Below are 23,570 nucleotides of genomic sequence, written 5' to 3' on the forward strand. Positions count from 1 at the left end.
GTCCGAGATTGCAGGCGGCCCAAAAGCCTTAATTCATGTGGGCCTGCATGAGACGGGTGAAGACCCGACAACGGAGCGAATGCTCCAATGAAAGGTTCGAACCGTGTTTGCCTTTTGTCTGCGCATCGCCGGCCTTGCCGTCGGTGTGGCGAAAGGGGGCAGGATCCTCGAGCGTCGTTCGGGAGATCCGTTACTGGATGGCCCGGCCGGCAAAAGGCAACCCGACGCCTGTCCTCGAAATGAGATGTTCTCATTGACGGGATTGGGGTCAACTGGAGATAGGCAGTGGACAGAGCGGAAAAACGCGAACTCGTCACGGGCCTGAACGAAGCGTTCGGAAACGCAGGTTCAGTCGTCGTGGCCCACTATGCCGGTATCACCGTCGCGCAAATGAACGACCTTCGGTCGAAAATGCGCGCCGCCGGTGGCACCGTTAAAGTCGCGAAGAACCGTCTCGCCAAAATCGCTCTTCAGGGCACGGACTCCGCATCGATCATCGACCTGTTCAAGGGACAGACGCTGATTGCTTATTCGGAGGATCCGATTGCGGCGCCGAAGGTCGCGTCCGATTTCGCCAAGGGAAATGACAAGCTCGTCATTCTCGGCGGCGCAATGGGCACCACCTCGCTCAATGCCGACGGTGTGAAGGCACTCGCCACACTTCCGTCGCTCGATGAGCTGCGCGCCAGGCTGGTTGGCATGATCGCCACGCCGGCAACCCGGATCGCCCAGATCGTCAATGCGCCAGCGGCCTCGGTCGCGCGCGTCATCGGCGCTTACGCCCGGAAGGACGAGGCGGCATGAGGCCGTTCCTCGCTATCAAAAACACACGTTCGAACCTAACGAAGGAATACAACAATGGCTGATCTCGCAAAGATCGTAGACGACCTTTCGAAGCTGACCGTCCTCGAGGCGGCCGAGCTGTCGAAGCTTCTGGAAGAAAAGTGGGGCGTTTCGGCTGCTGCTCCGGTGGCGGTTGCCGCTGCTGGCGGCGCTGCCGCTGCTGCTGCTCCGGCCGAGGAAAAGACGGAATTCGACGTCGTCCTCACCGACGCTGGCGCTCAGAAGATCAACGTCATCAAGGAAGTCCGCGCCATCACCGGTCTTGGCCTCAAGGAAGCCAAGGACCTGGTCGAAGCGGCTCCGAAGCCGGTCAAGGAAGGCGTTTCCAAGGCCGACGCTGACAAGTTCAAGGCCCAGCTGGAAGCAGCCGGCGCCAAGGTCGACCTGAAGTAAGCGTAAAAGCGGCGGGCGGCCTCGCGCCGTCCGCCACTCCCTTCGCCTGGAGGGAGGACGCGTAGCGCGAGATGTACGAGAACCTCTTTCCTGAGGGCCGCGAACCGGCCTTCAGGAAACGGGTTTTCTCCCGTTTTAGCCGTCCGCCGAAAGGCGGACGGAGAACAGACAGAGAGCCGCCGCCCAGGCGGTTCGGTATGCAAGGCGGACCGCGGCGAGGTTCGTCCCGAGTTTAGAGCTAAGGAGCGACGATGGCCCAGACCCAGACTTTCAATGGCCGCAGACGCGTACGCAAGTTCTTCGGAAAGATTCCGGAAGTTGCGGAGATGCCGAACCTGATCGAGGTTCAGAAGGCATCCTATGACCAGTTCCTGATGGTGGACGAGCCCAAGGGCGGCCGTCCGGACGAGGGGCTGCAGGCTGTTTTCAAGTCGGTCTTCCCGATCTCCGATTTTTCCGGCTCCTCGATGCTGGAGTTCGTGAAGTACGAGTTCGAAGGACCGAAATTCGACGTTGACGAATGCCGTCAGCGCGACCTGACCTATGCCGCGCCGCTGAAGGTGACGCTGCGCCTCATCGTGTTCGATATCGACGAGGATACCGGCGCCAAGTCGATCAAGGACATCAAGGAGCAGGACGTCTACATGGGCGACATGCCGCTCATGACCTTGAACGGCACCTTCATCGTCAACGGCACCGAGCGCGTCATCGTCTCGCAGATGCACCGTTCGCCGGGCGTCTTCTTCGACCACGACAAGGGCAAGTCGCACTCGTCGGGCAAGCTTCTGTTTGCCGCGCGCGTCATTCCCTATCGCGGCTCGTGGCTCGACATCGAGTTCGATTCCAAGGACGTGGTGCACGCCCGCATCGACCGCCGCCGCAAGATTCCGGTGACGTCGCTGTTGATGGCGCTCGGCATGGATGGCGAAGAGATCCTGTCGACCTTCTACAACAAGATCAGCTATGTGCGCGCCGGCGACCACTGGCGCATTCCGTTCAACGTCGAGCGTTTCCGCGGCCTCAAGGCCGTCGGCGATCTGGTCGACGCCGATACGGGCGAGATCGTTGTCGAGGCCGGCAAGAAGATCACCGCCCGCCAGGCGCGCCAGCTCGGCGAAAAGGGCCTGAAGGCGATCAAGGCGACCGATGAGGATTTGCTCGGCAACTACCTGGCCGAGGACATCGTCAATTACGCCACCGGCGAGATCTTCCTCGAAGCCGGCGACGAGATCGATGAAAAGACGCTCAAGGTGCTGCTTGGCACCGGCGAGCAGGAGATCAAGGTTCTCGACATCGACCACGTCAATGTCGGCGCCTATATCCGCAACACGCTCAACGTCGACAAGAACGAGAGCCGCCAGGACGCGCTGTTCGACATCTATCGTGTCATGCGCCCGGGCGAGCCGCCGACGCTCGAGACCGCCGAAGCCATGTTCAACTCGCTGTTCTTCGATAGCGAGCGCTACGATTTGTCGGCTGTCGGCCGCGTCAAGATGAACATGCGCCTCGAACTCAAGGCCGAGGACACCGTGCGCGTGCTGCGCAAGGAGGACATCCTGGCCGTGGTCAAGACGCTGGTCGAACTGCGCGACGGCAAGGGCGAGATCGACGACATCGACAATCTCGGCAACCGCCGCGTGCGTTCCGTCGGCGAGTTGATGGAGAACCAGTACCGCGTCGGCCTGCTGCGCATGGAGCGCGCGATCAAGGAGCGTATGTCCTCGATCGAGATCGACACGGTGATGCCGCAGGATCTGATCAACGCCAAGCCGGCGGCCGCCGCCGTGCGCGAGTTCTTCGGTTCCTCGCAGCTGTCGCAGTTCATGGATCAGACCAACCCGCTGTCGGAGATCACCCACAAGCGTCGTCTTTCGGCGCTTGGACCGGGCGGTCTGACCCGCGAGCGCGCCGGCTTCGAAGTGCGCGACGTGCACCCGACGCATTACGGCCGTATCTGCCCGATCGAGACGCCGGAAGGCCCGAATATCGGTCTGATCAACTCGCTGGCTACCTTCGCGCGCGTCAACAAGTACGGCTTCATCGAAAGCCCGTACCGCAAGATCGTCGACGGCAAGCTCACCAATGACGTCGTCTATCTCTCGGCGATGGAAGAAGCCAAGCACCATGTCGCGCAGGCCAACGCCGAGCTCGACAAGAATGGCGGCTTCGTCGACGAGTTCGTCATTTGCCGCAGCGCCGGCGAAGTGATGATGGCGCCGCGCGAAAACGTCGACCTGATGGACGTGTCGCCCAAGCAGATGGTGTCGGTGGCCGCGGCCCTGATTCCGTTCCTGGAAAACGACGACGCCAATCGCGCTCTGATGGGCTCGAACATGCAGCGTCAGGCCGTGCCGCTGGTGCGCGCCGAGGCGCCGTTCGTCGGCACCGGCATGGAGCCGGTCGTTGCCCGTGACTCAGGCGCCGCCATCGGTGCCCGCCGCGGCGGCATTGTCGACCAGGTGGACGCGACGCGTATCGTCATCCGCGCAACGGAAGATCTCGATCCGGGCAAGTCCGGCGTCGACATCTACCGGCTGATGAAGTTCCAGCGTTCGAACCAGAACACCTGCATCAACCAGCGTCCGCTGGTGCGCATGGGTGACCGGGTCAACAAGGGCGACATCATCGCCGACGGTCCGTCGACCGAGCTCGGTGATCTGGCGCTCGGCCGCAACGTGCTGGTCGCGTTCATGCCGTGGAACGGCTACAACTACGAGGACTCCATCCTGCTCTCCGAGCGCATCGTCGCCGACGACGTCTTCACCTCGATCCACATCGAGGAGTTCGAGGTCATGGCGCGCGATACCAAGCTTGGTCCGGAGGAAATCACGCGTGACATTCCCAACGTTTCGGAAGAAGCGCTGAAGAACCTCGACGAAGCTGGCATCGTCTATATCGGCGCGGAAGTGCAGCCGGGCGACATCCTCGTCGGCAAGATCACGCCGAAGGGCGAAAGCCCGATGACGCCCGAAGAGAAGCTTCTGCGCGCCATCTTCGGCGAAAAGGCTTCCGACGTGCGCGACACTTCGATGCGCATGCCTCCGGGCACTTTCGGCACCGTCGTCGAGGTGCGCGTGTTCAATCGCCACGGTGTGGAGAAGGACGAGCGCGCCATGGCAATCGAGCGCGAGGAGATCGAACGCCTCGCCAAGGACCGTGACGACGAGCAGGCCATCCTGGACCGCAACGTCTACGCGCGTCTTTCCGACGTGCTCGTCGGCAAGGAAGCGATCGCTGGACCGAAGGGCTTCAAGAAGGGCTCGACGCTGTCGAAGGATACGCTCGACGAGTATCCGCGTTCGCAGTGGTGGCAGTTTGCCGTGGAGAACGAAAAGCTCCAGAGCGAACTGGAAGCCCTGCGTGGCCAGTACGATGACTCCAAGAAGGCGCTCGAGCAGCGCTTCATGGATAAGGTCGAGAAGGTCCAGCGCGGCGACGAAATGCCTCCGGGCGTCATGAAGATGGTCAAGGTCTTCGTCGCGGTGAAGCGCAAGATGCAGCCGGGCGACAAGATGGCCGGCCGTCACGGCAACAAGGGTGTCGTGTCGCGCATCGTTCCGGTCGAGGACATGCCTTTCCTCGAGGACGGCACGCATGCCGATATCGTGCTCAACCCGCTGGGTGTGCCGAGCCGCATGAATGTCGGCCAGATCCTGGAAACGCATCTCGGCTGGGCCTGCGCGGGCATGGGCAGGAAGATCGGCGAACTGATCGACACGTACAAGGCGGCCGGCGACATCAAGCCGCTGCGCAAGACGCTCGAGAGCTTCATGCCGGCCAATGACCGCAACGAGCCGATCCGCGAGTATGACGACGAGAGCATTGTTCGCCTCAGCGAGCAGATGCGCCGCGGCGTCTCGATCGCGACCCCGGTGTTCGACGGTGCGCACGAGGCTGACATCAACATCATGCTGGAGCAGGCGGGCCTGCACACCAGCGGTCAGTCGCAGCTCTATGACGGACGCACGGGCGAGCCGTTCGATCGCAAGGTGACGATGGGCTATATCTACATGCTCAAGCTTCACCACCTGGTGGACGACAAGATCCACGCGCGTTCGATCGGTCCGTACTCGCTCGTCACCCAGCAGCCGCTGGGCGGCAAGGCGCAGTTCGGTGGCCAGCGCTTCGGTGAAATGGAGGTCTGGGCGCTGGAAGCCTATGGCGCCGCCTACACGCTGCAGGAAATGCTGACGGTGAAGTCGGACGACGTCGCCGGCCGCACCAAGGTCTACGAGGCGATCGTGCGCGGCGACGACACGTTCGAGGCCGGCATTCCGGAGAGCTTCAACGTGCTCGTCAAGGAAATGCGGTCTCTCGGCCTCAATGTCGAGCTGGAGAACACCAAGCTCGACGACGCCCCGGTTCGGCTGCCCGACGCGGCTGAGTAAAGGCTAGAGCGCGCCGCACGAAGTTGCGGCGCGCCAAAGGAATTCGACGGCCGGTGGCCGACAAAGACGGCGGGCGTTTGGCCCGCGACTAGATGCAAGGGGTTTTCGAGGACCCCGAAAAGGAGAACGGCATGAACCAAGAGGTCATGAATCTCTTCAATCCGCAGGCGCCTGCGCAGGTGTTCGATTCCATCCGGATCTCACTGGCCAGCCCTGAGAAGATTCTGTCCTGGTCGTTCGGCGAGATCAAGAAGCCGGAGACCATCAACTACCGCACCTTCAAGCCGGAGCGTGACGGTCTGTTCTGCGCGCGCATTTTTGGCCCGATCAAGGACTATGAGTGCCTGTGCGGCAAGTACAAGCGCATGAAGTACAAGGGCGTCATCTGTGAAAAGTGCGGCGTCGAAGTCACGCTGTCGCGCGTCCGCCGCGAGCGCATGGGCCATATCGAGCTCGCCGCTCCCGTCGCCCATATCTGGTTCTTGAAGTCGCTGCCCTCGCGCATCGGCACGCTGCTCGACATGACCCTGAAGGACATCGAGCGCGTCCTTTACTTCGAGAACTACATCGTCACCGAACCCGGCCTCACCGCGCTGAAGGAGCACCAGCTGCTCAGCGAGGAAGAGTACATGATCGCCGTCGACGAGTATGGCGAGGATTCGTTCACCGCCATGATCGGCGCCGAAGCCATTCATGACCTTCTGGCCGGCATGGATCTGGAGAAGATCGCCGGCGACCTGCGTTCGGAACTGGCTTCGACCACCTCCGAGCTGAAGCAGAAGAAGTATCTGAAGCGGCTCAAGGTCGTCGAGAACTTCATGGAATCCGGCAACCGTCCGGAATGGATGATCATGAAGGTGGTTCCGGTGATCCCGCCGGACCTGCGTCCGCTGGTTCCTCTGGACGGCGGCCGTTTCGCGACGTCCGACCTGAACGATCTCTATCGCCGCGTCATCAACCGCAACAACCGCCTGAAGCGGCTGATCGAATTGCGTGCGCCCGGCATCATCGTGCGCAATGAAAAGCGCATGCTGCAGGAAGCTGTCGACGCACTGTTCGACAACGGCCGTCGCGGCCGCGTCATCACCGGCGCCAACAAGCGTCCGCTGAAGTCGCTTTCCGATATGCTCAAGGGCAAGCAGGGCCGGTTCCGTCAGAACCTGCTCGGCAAGCGCGTCGACTATTCCGGCCGCTCGGTCATCGTCACCGGTCCGGAGCTCAAGCTGCACCAGTGCGGCCTGCCGAAGAAGATGGCGCTCGAACTGTTCAAGCCCTTCATCTACGCCCGTCTCGACGCCAAGGGTTACTCCTCGACCGTCAAGCAGGCCAAGAAGCTGGTCGAGAAGGAGCGTCCGGAAGTCTGGGATATCCTCGACGAGGTCATCCGCGAGCATCCGGTGCTGCTCAACCGCGCGCCGACGCTGCACCGCCTCGGCATCCAGGCGTTCGAGCCGATCCTGATCGAAGGCAAGGCGATCCAGCTGCACCCGCTGGTCTGCACGGCCTTCAACGCCGACTTCGACGGCGACCAGATGGCGGTCCACGTGCCGCTGTCCCTGGAAGCGCAGCTTGAAGCCCGCGTGCTGATGATGTCGACCAACAACATCCTGCACCCGGCTTCCGGCGCGCCGATCATCGTGCCGTCGCAGGACATGGTTCTGGGTCTCTACTATCTCTCGATCGTCAACCAGAACGAGCCGGGCGAGGGCATGGTGTTTGCCGATATGGGCGAACTCCAGCACGCGCTCGAGACCAAGGCGGTGACCCTGCACGCCAAGATCAAGGGTCGCTTCCGCACGGTCGACGCCGAAGGCAAGGTCGTGTCGAAGATCCATGACACCACGCCTGGCCGCATGATCATCGGCGAGCTTCTGCCGAAGAACGTCAATGTGCCCTACGAGACCGCCAACCAGGAGATGACCAAGAAGAACATCTCCAAGATGATCGATACCGTCTACCGCCATTGCGGTCAGAAGGAGACGGTCATTTTCTGCGACCGCATCATGGCGCTCGGTTTCGCTCACGCCTGCCGTGCCGGCATTTCGTTCGGCAAGGACGACATGCTGATCCCGGACAGCAAGATCAAGCTGGTGTCCGACACCGAGGCTTTGGCCAAGGAATACGAGCAGCAGTACAATGACGGCCTGATCACGCAGGGCGAGAAGTACAACAAGGTCGTCGACGCCTGGGCCAAGTGCTCGGAAAAGGTCGCCGACGAGATGATGGCCCGCATCAAGGCGGTGGAGTTCGAGGACAACGGCCGTCAGAAGCCGATGAACTCGATCTACATGATGTCGCACTCCGGTGCGCGTGGCTCGCCCACGCAGATGCGCCAGCTCGCCGGCATGCGCGGCCTTATGGCCAAGCCGTCGGGTGAAATCATCGAGACGCCGATCATCTCGAACTTCAAGGAAGGCCTGACCGTGCTCGAGTACTTCAACTCGACCCACGGCGCCCGCAAGGGTCTGGCCGATACCGCCTTGAAGACGGCGAACTCGGGTTACCTCACCCGCCGTCTGGTCGACGTTGCGCAGGACTGCATCGTCAACTCCGTGGATTGCGGCACCGACAAGGGCCTCACCATGCAGCCGATCGTCGATGCCGGTCAGGTCGTCGCTTCGGTCGGCCAGCGCGTGCTGGGCCGCACCGCACTCGACGACATCAACCATCCGGTGACCGGCGACCTGCTGGTCAAGGCCGGAACGCTGATGGACGAGCGCGACGTGGAGCAGATCGAAAAGGCCGGCGTCCAGTCGGTCCGCATCCGCTCGGCACTGACCTGCGAGGTCAGGGTCGGCGTGTGCGCGGTCTGCTACGGACGCGATCTGGCGCGCGGCACCCCGGTCAACCAGGGTGAAGCCGTCGGCGTCATCGCGGCGCAGTCGATCGGCGAGCCGGGCACCCAGCTCACCATGCGTACCTTCCACATGGGCGGTACCGCGCAGGTGGTGGATAGCTCGTTCCTTGAAGCCTCCTATGAGGGCAAGGTCGAAATCCGCAACCGCAACGTGGTGCGCAACTCCGACGGCCAGCAGATGGTCATGGGCCGCAACATGGCGGTGCTGATCCTCGACGAAGCCGGCAAGGAGCGCGCCACGCACCGTGTCACCTATGGTTCGCGTATCTTCGTGGACGATGGCGACAAGGTGAAGCGCGGCCAGCGTATTGCCGAGTGGGATCCCTACACCCGCCCGATCCTCACCGAAATCGAGGGCAAGGTGGCGTTCGAGGATCTGGTCGACGGCATCTCCGTCCAGGAAACGGCCGACGAGTCGACAGGCATCACCAAGCGTGAGGTCATCGACTGGCGTTCGACGCCGCGCGGCAACGATCTGAAGCCGGCGATCGTCGTTCAGGACGGCAAGGGCAAGGTCGGCAAGCTGTCGAAGGGTGGCGATGCCCGCTTCCTGCTCTCGGTCGAGGCCATTCTCTCGGTCGAGCCGGGTGCGCAGGTTCGTCCCGGCGACGTGCTGGCGCGTATCCCGATGGAAAGCGCCAAGACCAAGGACATCACCGGCGGTCTGCCGCGTGTTGCCGAGCTGTTCGAGGCACGTCGTCCGAAGGATCACGCCATCATCGCCGAGATCGATGGCACGATCCGCTTCGGCCGCGACTACAAGAACAAGCGCCGCATCATCATCGAGCCGCATGACTCGACGCTCGAGCCGGTCGAATACCTGATCCCGAAGGGCAAGCCGTTCCATCTCCAGGACGGCGACGTCATCGAGAAGGGCGACTACATCCTCGACGGCAATCCGGCGCCGCACGACATCCTGGCGATCAAGGGCGTGGAGGCTCTTGCTTCCTACCTCGTCAACGAGATCCAGGAAGTCTACCGCCTGCAGGGCGTGTCGATCAACGACAAGCACATCGAGGTGATCGTTCGCCAGATGCTGCAGAAGGTCGAGATCACCACGCAGGGCGACTCGACCTACATCCCGGGCGACCACGTCGACGTGATAGAACTGGAAGAGGTCAACGAGCGGCTGATCGAGGACGGCAAGAAGCCGGCCGAAGGCCAGCCGGTGCTGCTCGGCATCACCAAGGCCTCGCTGCAGACGCCGTCCTTCATCTCGGCCGCCTCCTTCCAGGAGACGACCAGGGTGCTGACGGAAGCCGCGGTTGCCGGCAAGACCGACATGCTGCAGGGCTTGAAGGAAAACGTCATCGTCGGCCGGTTGATCCCGGCCGGTACGGGCGGCACGATGAGCCAGATCCGGCGCATCGCCACCTCGCGCGACGAACTCATCATCGACGAGCGCCGCAAGGCCTCCGGGGTGGAAGTGGCCGAGCCGATGCTGGCCGATATGACAACCGCCGCGCAGTAGGCGCGGCGGCAAAAATCTCAGGCAACAGAAGCCGTCGGGGCAACCCGGCGGCTTTTTCCTTTCAGCGAACGATCGAGGAAGGCCGATGAGCACGAAGACCTGGACGGCTGTCGACAACTACATCGTTTCCTCGCTCTTCGAGGCGGATCCCGTTCTCGATGCGGTTCTGGCGGCCAACCGCGACAATGGCCTGCCAGCGATCGACGTCTCGGCGGCGCAGGGCAAGCTGCTCTCGCTTCTGGCGCGCATCCAGGGCGCGAAAAAGGTTCTCGAAATCGGCACGTTGGGCGGCTATTCGACGATCTGGATGGCTCGCGCTTTGCCCATGGACGGCAAGATCGTCACGCTTGAACTGGACCCGCATCACGCCAAGGTCGCGCGGTCGAATTTCGAACGGGCAGGCGTGTCGGACCAAGTGGAACTGCGGGTCGGGCCGGCCCTTGAATCGCTGGCCGCGCTAAGTGCTGAAAATGCCGGGCCGTTCGATCTCATCTTCATCGATGCCGACAAGCCGAACAACCCGAACTATCTCTCCTGGGCCATGCGGCTTTCGCGGCCGGGAACGGTCATCGTCTGCGACAACGTCATCCGCGACGGCTATGTCGTGAACGAAGATGGCCGCGATGCCAATGTCGAAGGCGCACGCGCGGCCTTTTCATTCATCGGTGGCGACAAACGACTGGACGGCACAGCCATCCAGACCGTCGGCGCCAAGGGATATGACGGCTTTGCCATTGCGGTCGTCAGTTGAAGTTCAATCAAAAAACGCCTCTACCACGTTGCGCTTGCCGAGCATGAAGGCGTCGGCGACATGCTGGAGCGGAGCCAGATCGACATCCGAGGTACCGGCGCGCACGACCTCGGCGAAACGCCTGTAGAGCATCGGATATTCCGCTTCCGGCTCCTCATGTACGATCTGGCCGTCGATGGCGAGCTTCGAGCCGCCGCCGGAAAGCACCATCTTGCCGGCATCCGTGTCGGCCAGGATGTCCCAGCTTTGCGGGCCGGTCTGCAGCCAGTCGAGGTCCATCGTCACCGGCAATCCGTTCGAGGTGCGGAAGGTGACTTGCGCCGCGACCGGGGCGGCGCGGTTTTCAGGAAAGTCGAGCACGGCCGAGGCGATGAACATTGCCGGCAGGATGTGGGTCGCGATCGACAGCGCATTGATGCCGGGATCGAAGACCCCGAAGCCGCCCGGCGCCCAGATCCAGTCCTGGTTCGGATGCCAGCGGCGCACATCCTCCTTCCAGACGATCGCCGCGGATCTGATTTTCGTCGAAGCCAAAAATGTCCGCGCCGCCTCCACAGCCGGCGCATAGCGCGAATGCCAGCTGGCGAACAGCGACACGCCTTGCCTCGCGGCCAGCACCTTCAGGTCCTCGACCTCGCTGACCGTGGCGCCCGGCGGCTTTTCCAGGAAGACGTGCTTCTTTGCCTCGAGCGCGGTGCGCGCGGCATCGTAGCGGAATTGCGGCGGCATACAGAGCGAGACAGCCTCGAGTTCCGCCACCGCGTCCAGCATCGCCTCGATGGTCGGAAAGTTCGGGATGCCGTCGACCTTGCCATGCCGGCTGGCGGCGGCGATGAGGCGATAGTTCTGGTCTTTCGCCAGCGCCGGCAGATGCTGGTCGCGAACGATCTTGCCGACGCCGACGATGCCGATGTTGATGGGCTGGGACACGGCCGCTCCGTCTGTTTGATGATGGTGAGCGTTTCTATCAGAACACTTGCCCCGGGCAAGCCGGAAGCCGAAAAGTCAGCCCCAGCTTTCCTCGAATTGCAGTGTCAGTTTTCCGCCTCCCAAAAAGGCTTCGATCGCAGGTTCGAAGGGCGAGGGGTCGAGGCCGTTGGCCGCCAGCCACTCATCAGAATAGTAGGTGTTGGCGTAACGGTCGCCGGAATCGCAGATCAGCGTCACCAGCGAACCGGTCTTACCGTGCTCGATCATGCGCGCCGCCTGAAAGCACATGGCGATGAAGTTGGTGCCGGTCGAACCGCCGACACGACGGCCGAGCCGGCGCGACAACACCCGCATTGCCGCCAGCGACACGGCATCCGGCACCTGCAACATGTGATCAATGACACCTAGGACGAAGGAGGGCTCCATGCGCGGTCGGCCAATGCCTTCGATGCGCGACGGCTGCTCGCAGCGACATTCGCGATCATGGGTGGCAAAGCCTTCGAAGAAGGCCGAGCGCTCTACATCCGCCACCGACAGCCGCGTGGCGTGCCGCTTGTAGCGCAGGTATCGGCCGATCGTGGCGGTGGTGCCGCCCGTCCCGCCACTCATCACGATCCAGCTTGGGATGGGGTGCCGCTCCTCGCGCATCTGTCCGAAGATGGAATCAGCGATGTTGTTGTTGCCGCGCCAGTCGGTGGCACGTTCGGCATAGGTAAACTGGTCCATGAAATGGCCGCCGAGCCGTTCGCTGAGTTCGGACGACTCGGCATAGATGCGCCTGCCGTCATCGATGAAATGGCAGTTGCCCCCATAGTGCTCGATCGCGGCGATCTTTTCGCGCGACGTCGACCCAGGCATCACCGCATAGAAGGGCACGCCGATCATGCGCGCGAAATAGGCTTCCGACACAGCTGTCGAGCCTGATGATGCTTCGACCACCGGGGTGTCTTCACGGACAAGGCCATTGCACAGCGCATAGAGAAACAGCGAACGCGCAAGTCTGTGCTTGAGGCTGCCGGTCGGATGGGTGGACTCATCCTTAAGATAGAAGTCGATTCCAATCAGCGCCGGCAGATCGAATTTCCAGAGGTGGGTATCGGCCGAACGGTGCTGGTCGGCCTCGATCGCGGCGACCGCCTGGTCGGCCCAGGCTCGGGATGCAGGTTCAATCGCCTTTGATCCGGCCATCATCGGTGCCCTGGTTTCAGATCGGTGCGTCGAAGGTGACGATCGACACTTCGCCTTCGAGCGCGCCCTGATAGGCCGACAGATGCGGCTCGTCGTCCGGCACGCCGTCCATATCGCCGATCTGGTCGAGCTCGGCCTCGGCGTAACCTTCCGCCGCAAGCGATTCGAGGGCGCGACGCACCGCCGAATCGTCGTCGGGCGCCACCAGCATGACGTGGACGCCTTCCGGCTTGCCGCCTTTGCGCTTCCACACCCGGCCGGTGATGATGGTGACCGGGCGTTCTTCATTGTCGTTCACGGGCTGATTCCTCCTGGCAAAGCGCGGGCGAGGGGATTTTGAGTGTTCTGGCGGCCTTTTCGCATGAAGCGGGGCCGCGCGACAGCCAAAAGCCGGTCACTTTCTTCTCCGTCCTTGCAAAATGGCGAAAGAAAATTACATGCGGTTTTCGCATGGCTGCCAAGCCCCGGCTTCAATGCAATATTTGGCACTGCGGGGTTGACGGTTCGCGGGCTTACGAGTAGAAGCCGCCCAGTCAGAACCGATGTGAGGCTCTCCCTTCCGAAGCGACACGCTTTGGAGTTTGCCTCAAACAGGGTTCGTTTTACGAGCGAAAAGACATTTCCGGCGTGCACGAAGCGGCTTCCGCTTCCTCTGCGATTTGTTCGGGCAAGACCGCGAGGCGCGGTTTGTGGCCCGAATTTGCGTATGGAAATGACGCTTTGAGCGAGCCTTGACCGGCACGAGACACGGAATTGAGAGACAAGAGGGTTTAATGCCTACCGTCAACCAGCTGATCCGCAAGCCGCGCATTGCGCCGGTGAAGCGCAACAAGGTCCCGGCCATGCAGCAGAACCCGCAGAAGCGGGGCGTCTGCACGCGCGTCTACACGACGACGCCGAAGAAGCCGAACTCGGCGCTGCGCAAGGTGGCCAAGATCCGCCTGACCAATGGTTTTGAAGTGATCGGTTACATCCCCGGCGAAGGTCACAACCTTCAGGAACACTCCGTGGTCATGATCCGCGGCGGCCGCGTCAAGGATCTTCCGGGCGTCCGCTACCACATCATCCGCGGCGTGCTCGACACGCAGGGCGTGAAGAACCGCAAGCAGCGCCGTTCGAAGTACGGCGCCAAGCGTCCGAAGTAAGATTTTCCGGCCCTGGCGCTGCTTGAAAGCGTCGGGCTACGAGATTGAGAGACAAAAGCCATGTCGCGTCGTCACAGTGCAGAAAAGCGTGAGATCAACCCGGATCCGAAGTTCGGCGATCTGATCGTCACCAAGTTCATGAACGCCGTCATGTATGACGGCAAGAAGTCGGTCGCCGAGACCATCGTCTATGGCGCGCTCGACCAGGTCCAGTCGAAGACCAAGCAGGAGCCGGTCACCGTCTTCCATCAGGCGCTCGACAATGTCGCGCCGCATGTGGAAGTGCGTTCGCGTCGCGTCGGCGGCGCCACCTACCAGGTTCCGGTCGACGTGCGTCCCGAGCGCCGCCAGGCATTGGCCATTCGTTGGCTGATCGCGGCTGCCCGCAACCGCAACGAGACCACCATGATCGATCGCCTCTCCGGCGAGCTGATGGACGCGGCCAACAACCGCGGCACGGCCGTCAAGAAGCGCGAAGACACCCACAAGATGGCTGAAGCCAACCGCGCTTTCGCACACTACCGCTGGTAAAGCGCGAACAGGACTGAGAGGCAGCTACGATGGCCCGCGAATACAAAATCGAAGACTACCGCAATTTCGGTATCATGGCGCATATTGACGCCGGCAAGACGACGACCACCGAGCGCGTCCTCTATTACACGGGCAAGTCGCACAAGATCGGCGAAGTGCACGACGGCGCTGCCACCATGGACTGGATGGAGCAGGAGCAGGAACGCGGCATCACCATCACGTCCGCCGCCACCACGACCTTCTGGAAGGGCCGTGACGGCAAGATGCGCCGCTTCAACATCATCGACACTCCCGGACACGTCGACTTCACCATTGAAGTCGAGCGTTCGCTGCGCGTGCTCGACGGCGCCATCGCGCTGCTCGATGCCAACGCCGGTGTCGAGCCGCAGACGGAAACCGTCTGGCGCCAGGCCGACAAGTACCGCGTGCCGCGCATGATCTTCTGCAACAAGATGGACAAGATCGGCGCCGACTTCTACCGCTCGGTCGAGATGATCGGCTCGCGCCTTGGTGCGCAGGCTGTCGTCATGCAGCTGCCGATCGGCGCCGAAACCGAATTCAAGGGCGTCGTCGACCTCGTCGAGATGAACGCGCTTGTCTGGCGTGACGAGACGCTGGGCGCTGCCTGGGACGTCGTCGAGATCCCGGCCGACCTTCAGGCTCGTGCGGTGGAATACCGCGAGAAAATGATCGAAGCCGCCGTCGAAATGGACGAGACGGCCCTCGAGAACTACCTCGAAGGCAAGATGCCCTCGAATGACGAGATCCGTTCGCTGATCCGCAAGGGCACGATCGCGGTCAAGTTCTTCCCGATGTTCTGTGGTTCGGCCTTCAAGAACAAGGGCGTGCAGCCGCTGCTCGACGCCGTCGTCGAATACCTGCCGTCGCCGGCCGACGTTCCCGCCATCAAGGGCGTCGATGCCAAGACCGATGCCGAGATCGAGCGTCATGCGGTCGACGACGAGCCGCTCTCGATGCTCGCCTTCAAGATCATGAACGACCCGTTCGTCGGTTCGCTGACCTTCGCCCGCATCTATTCGGGCAAGCTCACCAAGGGCACCTCGGTCGACAACACCGTCAAGGGCAAGAAGGAGCGCATCGGCCGCATGCTGCAGATGCATGCGAACTCGCGCGCCGACGTCGAAGAAGCCTTCGCCGGCGACATCGTCGCTCTGGCTGGCCTCAAGGACACGACCACCGGCGACACGCTGTGCGATCCGCTGCATCCGGTCATCCTCGAGCGCATGGAATTCCCCGATCCGGTCATCCAGATCGCCATCGAGCCGAAGACCAAGAACGACCAGGAAAAGATGGGCCTCGCCCTTCACCGCCTGGCTGCCGAGGATCCGTCCTTCCGCGTCAAGACCGACGAGGAAAGCGGCCAGACCATCATCTCTGGCATGGGCGAACTGCACCTCGACATCATCGTCGACCGCATGCGTCGCGAGTTCAAGGTCGAAGCCAATGTCGGCGCTCCGCAGGTGGCTTATCGCGAGACGATCACCCGCAAGCACGAGCAGGACTACACCCACAAGAAGCAGACCGGCGGTACCGGCCAGTTCGCCCGCGTCAAGGTTATCTTCGAGCCGAACACCGAGAGCGAAGAGTTCGTCTTCGAGTCCAAGATCGTCGGCGGCGCGGTGCCGAAGGAATACATTCCGGGTGTCGAGAAGGGCATCCAGAGCGTCATGGGCGCTGGTCCGTTCGCGGGCTTCCCGATGATCGGCGTCCGGGCGACGCTGATCGACGGCGCCTACCACGACGTCGACTCCTCGGTCCTGGCCTTCGAAATCGCGTCCCGCGCCTGCTTCCGTGAAGCCGCGCCCAAGCTTGGCGTGCAGCTGCTCGAGCCGATCATGAAGGTCGAAGTCGTGACGCCGGAAGACTATGTCGGCAGCGTCATCGGCGACCTGAACGGCCGTCGTGGCCAGATCCAGGGCCAGGAAGCACGCGGCGTGGCCGTCGTCATCAACGCGATGGTGCCGCTCGCCAACATGTTCAAGTACGTCGACAACCTGCGCTCGATGAGCCAGGGCCGCGCGGCCTACACGATGCAGTTCGACCACTACGAACCGGTCCCGACCGCGGTGGCCCAGGAAGTCCAGAAAAAATACGCGTAACTCGAAAGAGCCGTCGCGGTAACGCAATTCAAAGCCCGCATGGGCGAGCAGGAAATGGAGACATCACATGGCAAAAGGTAAATTCGAGCGCACTAAGCCTCATGTGAACATCGGCACGATTGGTCACGTTGACCATGGCAAGACGTCGCTGACGGCGGCGATCACGAAGTATTTTGGCGAGTACAAGCGCTACGACCAGATCGATGCGGCGCCGGAAGAGAAGGCGCGCGGCATCACCATCTCGACGGCTCACGTTGAATACGAGACGGCCAACCGCCACTACGCCCACGTCGACTGCCCCGGCCACGCCGACTATGTGAAGAACATGATCACCGGCGCCGCGCAGATGGACGGCGCGATCCTGGTCGTGTCGGCCGCCGACGGCCCGATGCCGCAGACCCGCGAGCACATCCTGCTTGCCCGTCAGGTCGGCGTGCCGTCGATCGTGGTGTTCCTGAACAAGGTCGACCAGGTCGACGACGCCGAGCTTTTGGAACTGGTCGAGCTTGAGGTTCGCGAGCTTCTGTCGAAGAACGAATTCCCCGGCGACGACATTCCGATCGTCAAGGGTTCGGCGCTGGCCGCGCTGGAGGATTCGAACAAGACGATCGGCGAGGACGCGATCCGCGAGCTGATGGCTCAGGTCGACGCCTACATCCCGACCCCGGTTCGTCCGCTCGACAAGCCGTTCCTGATGCCGATCGAGGACGTGTTCTCGATCTCGGGCCGTGGCACGGTCGTGACCGGCCGCGTCGAGCGCGGCGTGGTCAAGGTCGGCGAGGAGCTGGAGATCATCGGCATCCGTCCGACGACCAAGACGACCTGCACGGGCGTGGAAATGTTCCGCAAGCTGCTCGATCAGGGCCAGGCTGGCGACAACATCGGCGCGCTGCTGCGCGGCGTTGATCGTGAAGGCGTCGAGCGCGGCCAGGTTCTGGCCAAGCCCGGCACGGTGAAGCCGCACAAGAAGTTCGTGGCCGAAGCCTACATCCTGACCAAGGACGAAGGTGGCCGTCACACGCCGTTCTTCACCAACTACCGTCCGCAGTTCTACTTCCGCACGACGGACGTGACCGGCATCGTGTCGCTGCCGGCCGGCACCGAGATGGTGATGCCTGGCGACAACATCACGGTCGATGTCGAGCTGATCGTGCCGATCGCCATGGAAGAGAAGCTGCGCTTCGCCATCCGTGAAGGCGGCCGCACCGTCGGTGCCGGCATCGTCGTCACCATCAAAGAGTAATTTGGACTTAAACCGATCTGTCGCGGGCGCGGAAGTTGCCCGCGCCGCGCCAGAACAAGGAAGTGACGCATGAACGGACAGAATATCCGCATCCGCCTGAAGGCGTTTGATCACCGCGTGCTCGACGCCTCGACGAAGGAAATCGTGTCGACGGCCAAGCGCACCGGCGCAAACGTCCGCGGCCCCATTCCGCTGCCGACGCGGATCGAAAAGTTCACGGTGAACCGGTCGCCCCACGTCGACAAGAAGAGCCGCGAGCAGTTCGAGATGCGCACGCACAAGCGTCTGCTCGACATCGTCGATCCGACCCCGCAGACCGTCGATGCTTTGATGAAGCTCGATCTGGCCGCCGGCGTCGACGTCGAGATCAAGCTCTAAGGGAATGAGAGCGCGGTAAGGGGCGGTGCCCCTGGCCCGGAACTCTAAAGGAATTGAACCGATGCGTTCAGGTGTGATTGCAAAGAAGGTGGGAATGACCCGCATCTATAACGATGCCGGGGAACATGTTCCCGTCACCGTTCTCCAGATCGAGAACTGCCAGGTCGTGGCACAGCGCACGCAGGAGAAGAATGGCTACACCGCCGTTCAGCTCGGCGTTGGCCTCGCCAAGGTGAAGAACACGTCGAAGGCGATGCGCGGCCATTTCGCGACCGCTTCCGTCGAGCCGAAGGCGAAGGTTGCCGAGTTCCGCGTCTCGGCCGAAAACATGATCGATGTCGGCGCCGAGATCACCGTCGAGCACTTCGTCGCCGGCCAGAAGGTCGATGTGACGGGCACGACGATCGGCAAGGGTTTCCAGGGCGTCATCAAGCGTCACCACATGGGTGGTGGCCGCGCGACGCACGGTAACTCGGTCTCGCACCGTACGCACGGTTCGACCGGCCAGCGCCAGGACCCCGGCAAGGTGTTCAAGGGCAAGAAGATGGCCGGCCACATGGGCGATACCCGCGTGACGACGCAGAATGTCGAGATCGTCTCGACCGATGCCGACCGCGGCCTGATCCTGATCCGCGGAGCGGTTCCCGGATCGAAGGGCGCCTGGATCCTGGTCCGCGATGCGGCCAAGGTGGCACTGCCGGCCAATGCGCCGAAGCCCGCCGCGATCCGCCCAGTTGCAGCAGGAAGTGCTGCTAAGAACGAGGCTCCGGCCACAGAGGGAGCGGAATAATGGATCTCAAGATCACAACGCTTGGCGGCAAGGACGCCGGCAAGGTGAAACTCTCCGAGGAGATTTTCGGCCTTGATCCGCGCGAGGACATCCTGCAGCGCGTCGTGCGCTGGCAGCTTGCCAAGAAGCAGCAGGGCACGCACAAGGCCAAGGGCCGCGCCGAAATCGCGCGCACCGGCGCCAAGATGTACAAGCAGAAGGGTACGGGCCGCGCCCGTCACCATTCGGCACGCGCTCCGCAGTTCCGCGGCGGCGGCAAGGCCCACGGCCCGGTCGTTCGCAGCCACGAGCACGATCTGCCGAAGAAGGTGCGCGCCCTGGGCTTGAAGCACGCTCTCTCGGCCAAGGCCAAGAGCGCGTCGATCATCGTCATCGACGAGCTGAAGTTGACCGAGGCCAAGACCAAGGCGCTGATCGCGAATTTCGCGACGCTGGGCCTGAGCAACGCCCTGGTGATCGGTGGCGCCGAGCTTGACAAGAACTTCAAGCTGGCCGCGACCAACATTCCCAACATCGACGTGCTGCCCATCCAGGGCATCAACGTCTACGACATTCTGCGCCGCGGCACGCTGGTCCTTTCCAAGGCCGCCGTCGAGGCTCTCGAGGAGCGCTTTAAATGACCGACCTTCGTCACTACGACGTGATCGTCAGCCCGGCGATCACCGAAAAGTCGACCATGGCTTCCGAGCAGAACCAGGTCGTCTTCAACGTCGCCAAGAAGGCGTCGAAGCCGGAAATCAAGGCCGCCGTCGAAGCGCTGTTCGGCGTCAAGGTGATGGCCGTGAACACGCTTGTCCGCAAGGGCAAGATCAAGCGCTTCCGCGGCACGATCGGCCGCCAGAGCGACGTCAAGAAGGCGATTGTGACGCTGGCCGACGGCCAGTCGATCGACGTCGCGACGGGTCTCTGAGCAAGGCCGCGAGGACAGAACAATGGCACTGAAAAAATTCAACCCGGTAACGCCGAGCACCCGCCAGCTGGTCATCGTCGACCGCTCGGGCCTCTACAAGGGCAAGCCCGTCAAGGGTCTGACCGAGGGCCTGACCAAGTCGGGCGGCCGCAACAATTACGGCCGCATCACCGCCCGCTTCATCGGCGGTGGTCACAAGCGTTCGTACCGCATCATCGACTTCAAGCGCCGCAAGTTCGACGTCGTCGGCACGGTTGAGCGCATTGAATACGATCCGAACCGCACCGCCTTCATCGCGCTGATCAAGTACGACGATGGTGAGCTATCCTACATCATCGCCCCGCAGCGCCTTGCCGCCGGCGACAAGATCGTGGCTGGCGAAGCGGTCGACGTGAAGCCGGGCAATGCGATGCCGCTGGCCTCGATGCCGGTCGGCACGATCGTCCACAACATCGAGCTGAAGCCGGGCAAGGGAGCCCAGGTCGCCCGTTCGGCCGGCGGTTACGCCCAGCTCGTCGGTCGCGACCAGGGTATGGCGATCCTGCGCCTCAACTCGGGCGAGCAGCGTGTCGTTCACGGCTCCTGCATGGCCACCGTCGGTGCCGTGTCGAACCCCGACCACGGCAACATCAACGACGGCAAGGCCGGCCGCACGGTTTGGCGCGGCAAGCGTCCGCACAATCGCGGCGTGACCATGAACCCGGTCGACCATCCGCACGGCGGTGGTGAAGGCCGTACCTCCGGTGGCCGTCATCCGGTCAGCCCGTGGGGCAAGCCGACCAAGGGCAAGAAGACGCGGTCCAACAAGGCGACCGACAAGTTCATCCTGCGCTCGCGCCATCAGCGCAAGAGCTAAGAAGAGGTAACGCCAAGTGACTCGTTCTATTTGGAAAGGCCCCTTCATCGACGGCTACCTTCTCAAGAAGGTGGACAAGGTCCGTGAAGGTGGTCGCAATGAGGTGATCAAGATGTGGAGCCGTCGCTCCACCATCCTGCCGCAGTTCGTCGGCTTCACCTTCGGTGTCTACAACGGCCAGAAGCATGTTCCCGTCTCGGTGAACGAGGACATGGTCGGTCATAAGTTCGGTGAATTCGCTCCGACGCGGACCTATTACGGTCACGGCGCGGATAAGAAGGCGAAGAGGAAATAATCATGGGCAAGGCCAAAGCTCCGCGCAGGCTTGCTGACAACGAAGCGCGCGCCGTGTTGCGCACGATCCGTATCAGCCCGCAGAAGCTGAACCTCGTTGCCGCGCTGATCCGCGGCAAGAAGGTCGCGACAGCGCTTTCCGATCTCGAATTCTCGGCCAAGCGGATTTCCGGCACGGTCAAGAAGACGCTGGAATCGGCGATTGCCAACGCGGAAAACAACCACGACCTCGACGTCGATGCGCTGATCGTGGCGGAAGCCTATGTCGGCAAGTCGATCGTCATGAAGCGGTTCCACGCTCGTGGCCGTGGTCGCGCCAGCCGCATCGAGAAGCCGTTCTCGCACCTCACGATCGTCGTTCGTGAAGTCGAAGAAAAAGGGGAGGCCGCATAATGGGCCAGAAAGTCAATCCGATCGGTCTTCGCCTCGGCATCAACCGAACCTGGGATTCGCGCTGGTTCGCGAACACCGGCGAGTACGGCAAGCTGCTGCATGAGGACATCAAGATCCGCAAGTATCTTGAGAAGGAACTCAAGCAGGCCGCGATCTCCAAGGTCGTGATCGAGCGCCCGCACAAGAAGTGCCGCGTCACCATCCATGCCGCGCGCCCGGGTCTGATCATCGGCAAGAAGGGCGCCGACATCGAGAAGCTTCGCAAGAAGCTGATGGAGATGACGAAGTCCGAGACGCACCTCAACATCGTCGAAGTGCGCAAGCCGGAAATCGACGCGACCCTGGTCGCCCAGTCGATCGCCCAGCAGCTCGAGCGCCGCATCGCGTTCCGCCGCGCCATGAAGCGCGCCGTGCAGTCGGCGATGCGCCTCGGTGCCGAAGGCATCCGCATCAACTGCTCGGGCCGTCTCGGCGGCGCCGAAATCGCCCGCATGGAGTGGTACCGCGAAGGCCGCGTGCCGCTGCACACGCTGCGCGCCGATGTCGACTACGGCACGGCCGAAGCGCATACGGCGTACGGCATCTGCGGCGTCAAGGTCTGGGTATTCAAGGGCGAGATCCTCGAGCACGACCCGATGGCTTCGGAACGTCGCGCGACCGAGGGTGATGCTGCGCATGGCGGTGGTGGTGATCGCGAACGCGGTCGTCGTCGCGAAAACGCCTGAGACATTTAGGAATTTGGAGTTAGAACGATGCTGCAGCCAAAGCGCACAAAGTTCCGCAAGCAGTTCAAGGGCCGTATCCATGGTACCGCAAAGGGCGGCACCAACCTGGATTTCGGTGGTTTCGGGCTGAAGGCGCTTGAGCCGAACCGCGTCACCGCGCGTGAGATCGAGGCGGCCCGCCGCGCGATCACTCGTGAAATGAAGCGTGCTGGCCGTGTCTGGATCCGTATTTTCCCGGATCTGCCGGTCACGTCGAAGCCGACCGAAGTCCGCATGGGCAAGGGCAAGGGTGCCGTCGACTACTGGGCGGCGCGCGTCAAGCCGGGCCGCATCATGTTCGAGATCGACGGCGTCAGTGAAGAAACCGCCCGTGAGGCGCTGCGTCTCGGCGCGGCCAAGCTCTCGGTCAGGACGCGCTTCGTACAGCGCATCGCAGAATAAGGACGGGCTGATCATGAAAGCCGAAGACATCCGGACCAAGACCCAGGACCAGCTGACCGACGACTTGGCCAGCCTGAAGAAGGAGCAGTTCAACCTGCGCTTCCAGAAGGCCACCGGCCAGCTCGAGAAGACCGCGCGCGTGAGGCAGGTTCGTAAGGACATTGCGCGTATCAAGACCATCGCTGCGGAAAAGTCCGCGGCCAAGAAGGCTTAAGGACGAAAACCATGCCAAAGCGCATTCTGCAGGGCACCGTCGTCAGCGACAAGAACGAGAAGACGGTTGTCGTCAAGGTCGAACGGCGCTTCACGCATCCCGTGATGAAGAAGACCGTGCGCATGACCAAGAAGTACAAGGCGCACGACGAGAACAACGCCCACAAGGTTGGCGATCAGGTGTTCATCCAGGAATCGAAGCCGATTTCCAAGGACAAGCGCTGGATCGTCGTGTCTTCGGACCAAGCCTGACCTCTGGGCGTAAACAACGAATTTTGGACAGACCGGGGAGGGGCTTCGAGCCCGTCCCGTTAGAAAAGAAGAAGGCGGCCAGTCATGATTCAGATGCAAACAAACCTCGACGTGGCGGATAATTCCGGCGCGCGTCGTGTCATGTGCATCAAGGTGCTGGGCGGCTCGAAGCGGAAATACGCTTCCGTGGGCGACATCATCGTGGTGTCCATCAAGGAAGCCATTCCGCGCGGCCGCGTTAAGAAGGGCGATGTGATGAAGGCGGTCGTGGTACGCACGGCCAAGGACATCCGCCGCCCGGACGGCAGCGTGATCCGTTTCGACAAGAACGCGGCCGTTCTCGTCGACAACAAGAAAGAGCCGATCGGCACGCGTATCTTCGGACCGGTTCCGCGCGAACTCCGCGCCAAGAACCACATGAAGATCATCTCGCTCGCGCCTGAAGTGCTGTAAGGAGC

24 protein-coding genes are annotated in these 23,570 nt (G+C 62.4%); 21 read left to right on the plus strand and 3 right to left on the minus strand.

Annotated features, from left to right (window positions below):
* The first annotated feature begins 285 nt into the window (after positions 1–285).
* The 5 genes from rplJ to FJV83_RS32970 all read left to right on the plus strand — a co-directional run bounded on the left by rplJ (position 286) and on the right by FJV83_RS32970 (position 10,703).
* On the plus strand, positions 286–804 hold the full coding sequence (rplJ, locus tag FJV83_RS32950) for a 50S ribosomal protein L10 (protein ID WP_019857958.1): 519 nt from the start codon (positions 286–288) through the stop codon (positions 802–804).
* Between the two features lie 54 nt (positions 805–858).
* Positions 859–1,236 carry a 50S ribosomal protein L7/L12 gene (gene rplL, locus FJV83_RS32955; protein ID WP_010909265.1) on the plus strand — a complete coding sequence of 126 codons (378 nt, stop codon included), beginning with the start codon at positions 859–861 and terminating at the stop codon, positions 1,234–1,236.
* Between the two features lie 251 nt (positions 1,237–1,487).
* Entirely contained in the window at positions 1,488–5,624 is a 4,137-nt protein-coding gene (gene rpoB / locus FJV83_RS32960) for a DNA-directed RNA polymerase subunit beta (RefSeq protein ID WP_095770228.1), read from the plus strand.
* Positions 5,625–5,755: 131 nt separating this feature from the next.
* Positions 5,756–9,952 (plus strand): DNA-directed RNA polymerase subunit beta', encoded by a 4,197-nt coding sequence (gene rpoC, locus FJV83_RS32965; protein WP_095770854.1) that lies wholly within the window; start codon positions 5,756–5,758, stop codon positions 9,950–9,952.
* Between the two features lie 85 nt (positions 9,953–10,037).
* Positions 10,038–10,703, plus strand: coding sequence for an O-methyltransferase (locus FJV83_RS32970; RefSeq protein WP_142884639.1), 666 nt, complete (start codon positions 10,038–10,040; stop codon positions 10,701–10,703).
* A gap of 3 nt (positions 10,704–10,706) precedes the next feature.
* Here the strand turns inward: FJV83_RS32970 and FJV83_RS32975 are convergent, their stop codons facing one another.
* The 3 genes from FJV83_RS32975 to FJV83_RS32985 all read right to left on the minus strand — a co-directional run bounded on the left by FJV83_RS32975 (position 10,707) and on the right by FJV83_RS32985 (position 13,119).
* Positions 10,707–11,633: a Gfo/Idh/MocA family oxidoreductase gene (locus tag FJV83_RS32975; RefSeq protein ID WP_142884638.1), complete on the minus strand. Its 927-nt coding sequence runs from the start codon at positions 11,631–11,633 to the stop codon at positions 10,707–10,709.
* Positions 11,634–11,708: 75 nt separating this feature from the next.
* A complete protein-coding gene (locus FJV83_RS32980; protein ID WP_142884637.1) occupies positions 11,709–12,824 on the minus strand; it encodes a PLP-dependent cysteine synthase family protein in 1,116 nt (371 codons plus the stop codon).
* Between the two features lie 13 nt (positions 12,825–12,837).
* Positions 12,838–13,119, minus strand: coding sequence for a transcriptional regulator (locus FJV83_RS32985; RefSeq protein ID WP_095770223.1), 282 nt, complete (start codon positions 13,117–13,119; stop codon positions 12,838–12,840).
* A gap of 475 nt (positions 13,120–13,594) precedes the next feature.
* Here FJV83_RS32985 and rpsL point away from each other — a divergent pair, with 475 nt between their 5' ends.
* The 16 genes from rpsL (at position 13,595) to rplN (ending at position 23,565) form a co-directional block, all read left to right on the plus strand.
* Positions 13,595–13,966, plus strand: coding sequence for a 30S ribosomal protein S12 (gene rpsL, locus FJV83_RS32990; RefSeq protein WP_006333356.1), 372 nt, complete (start codon positions 13,595–13,597; stop codon positions 13,964–13,966).
* Positions 13,967–14,026: 60 nt separating this feature from the next.
* Positions 14,027–14,497: a 30S ribosomal protein S7 gene (rpsG, locus tag FJV83_RS32995; protein WP_006202127.1), complete on the plus strand. Its 471-nt coding sequence runs from the start codon at positions 14,027–14,029 to the stop codon at positions 14,495–14,497.
* A gap of 29 nt (positions 14,498–14,526) precedes the next feature.
* Positions 14,527–16,617: an elongation factor G gene (gene fusA / locus FJV83_RS33000; protein ID WP_142884636.1), complete on the plus strand. Its 2,091-nt coding sequence runs from the start codon at positions 14,527–14,529 to the stop codon at positions 16,615–16,617.
* Positions 16,618–16,684: 67 nt separating this feature from the next.
* On the plus strand, positions 16,685–17,860 hold the full coding sequence (tuf, locus tag FJV83_RS33005) for an elongation factor Tu (protein ID WP_010909256.1): 1,176 nt from the start codon (positions 16,685–16,687) through the stop codon (positions 17,858–17,860).
* Between the two features lie 69 nt (positions 17,861–17,929).
* A complete protein-coding gene (gene rpsJ, locus FJV83_RS33010) occupies positions 17,930–18,238 on the plus strand; it encodes a 30S ribosomal protein S10 (RefSeq protein ID WP_010909272.1) in 309 nt (102 codons plus the stop codon).
* A 61-nt stretch (positions 18,239–18,299) separates the two neighbouring features.
* A complete protein-coding gene (gene rplC / locus FJV83_RS33015) occupies positions 18,300–19,028 on the plus strand; it encodes a 50S ribosomal protein L3 (RefSeq protein ID WP_142884635.1) in 729 nt (242 codons plus the stop codon).
* Positions 19,028–19,648 carry a 50S ribosomal protein L4 gene (gene rplD, locus FJV83_RS33020; RefSeq protein ID WP_019857964.1) on the plus strand — a complete coding sequence of 207 codons (621 nt, stop codon included), beginning with the start codon at positions 19,028–19,030 and terminating at the stop codon, positions 19,646–19,648. Before rplC ends, rplD begins: the two co-directional genes overlap by 1 nt.
* Positions 19,645–19,938, plus strand: coding sequence for a 50S ribosomal protein L23 (locus tag FJV83_RS33025; RefSeq protein WP_010909275.1), 294 nt, complete (start codon positions 19,645–19,647; stop codon positions 19,936–19,938). The genes rplD and FJV83_RS33025 overlap by 4 nt, the downstream gene beginning before the upstream one ends.
* Before the next feature lie 22 nt (positions 19,939–19,960).
* Positions 19,961–20,794: a 50S ribosomal protein L2 gene (rplB, locus tag FJV83_RS33030; protein ID WP_095775809.1), complete on the plus strand. Its 834-nt coding sequence runs from the start codon at positions 19,961–19,963 to the stop codon at positions 20,792–20,794.
* A 16-nt stretch (positions 20,795–20,810) separates the two neighbouring features.
* A complete protein-coding gene (gene rpsS / locus FJV83_RS33035) occupies positions 20,811–21,089 on the plus strand; it encodes a 30S ribosomal protein S19 (protein WP_006205463.1) in 279 nt (92 codons plus the stop codon).
* A gap of 2 nt (positions 21,090–21,091) precedes the next feature.
* A complete protein-coding gene (gene rplV, locus FJV83_RS33040) occupies positions 21,092–21,481 on the plus strand; it encodes a 50S ribosomal protein L22 (protein WP_006205462.1) in 390 nt (129 codons plus the stop codon).
* A complete protein-coding gene (gene rpsC / locus FJV83_RS33045; protein ID WP_027028840.1) occupies positions 21,481–22,206 on the plus strand; it encodes a 30S ribosomal protein S3 in 726 nt (241 codons plus the stop codon). The genes rplV and rpsC overlap by 1 nt, the downstream gene beginning before the upstream one ends.
* Positions 22,207–22,233: 27 nt before the next feature.
* Positions 22,234–22,647, plus strand: coding sequence for a 50S ribosomal protein L16 (gene rplP / locus FJV83_RS33050; RefSeq protein WP_010909279.1), 414 nt, complete (start codon positions 22,234–22,236; stop codon positions 22,645–22,647).
* Positions 22,648–22,660: 13 nt separating this feature from the next.
* The gene (gene rpmC / locus FJV83_RS33055) at positions 22,661–22,861 is read left to right on the plus strand and encodes a 50S ribosomal protein L29 (protein WP_006205459.1); all 201 of its coding nucleotides are present in this window, start codon (positions 22,661–22,663) and stop codon (positions 22,859–22,861) included.
* An 11-nt stretch (positions 22,862–22,872) separates the two neighbouring features.
* The gene (gene rpsQ, locus FJV83_RS33060; protein WP_010909280.1) at positions 22,873–23,112 is read left to right on the plus strand and encodes a 30S ribosomal protein S17; all 240 of its coding nucleotides are present in this window, start codon (positions 22,873–22,875) and stop codon (positions 23,110–23,112) included.
* A gap of 84 nt (positions 23,113–23,196) precedes the next feature.
* The gene (rplN, locus tag FJV83_RS33065; protein WP_006205457.1) at positions 23,197–23,565 is read left to right on the plus strand and encodes a 50S ribosomal protein L14; all 369 of its coding nucleotides are present in this window, start codon (positions 23,197–23,199) and stop codon (positions 23,563–23,565) included.
* The last annotated feature ends 5 nt before the right edge of the window (positions 23,566–23,570 follow it).

The organism is Mesorhizobium sp. WSM4307 (assembly GCF_007003945.1).
Lineage (GTDB): Bacteria > Pseudomonadota > Alphaproteobacteria > Rhizobiales > Rhizobiaceae > Mesorhizobium.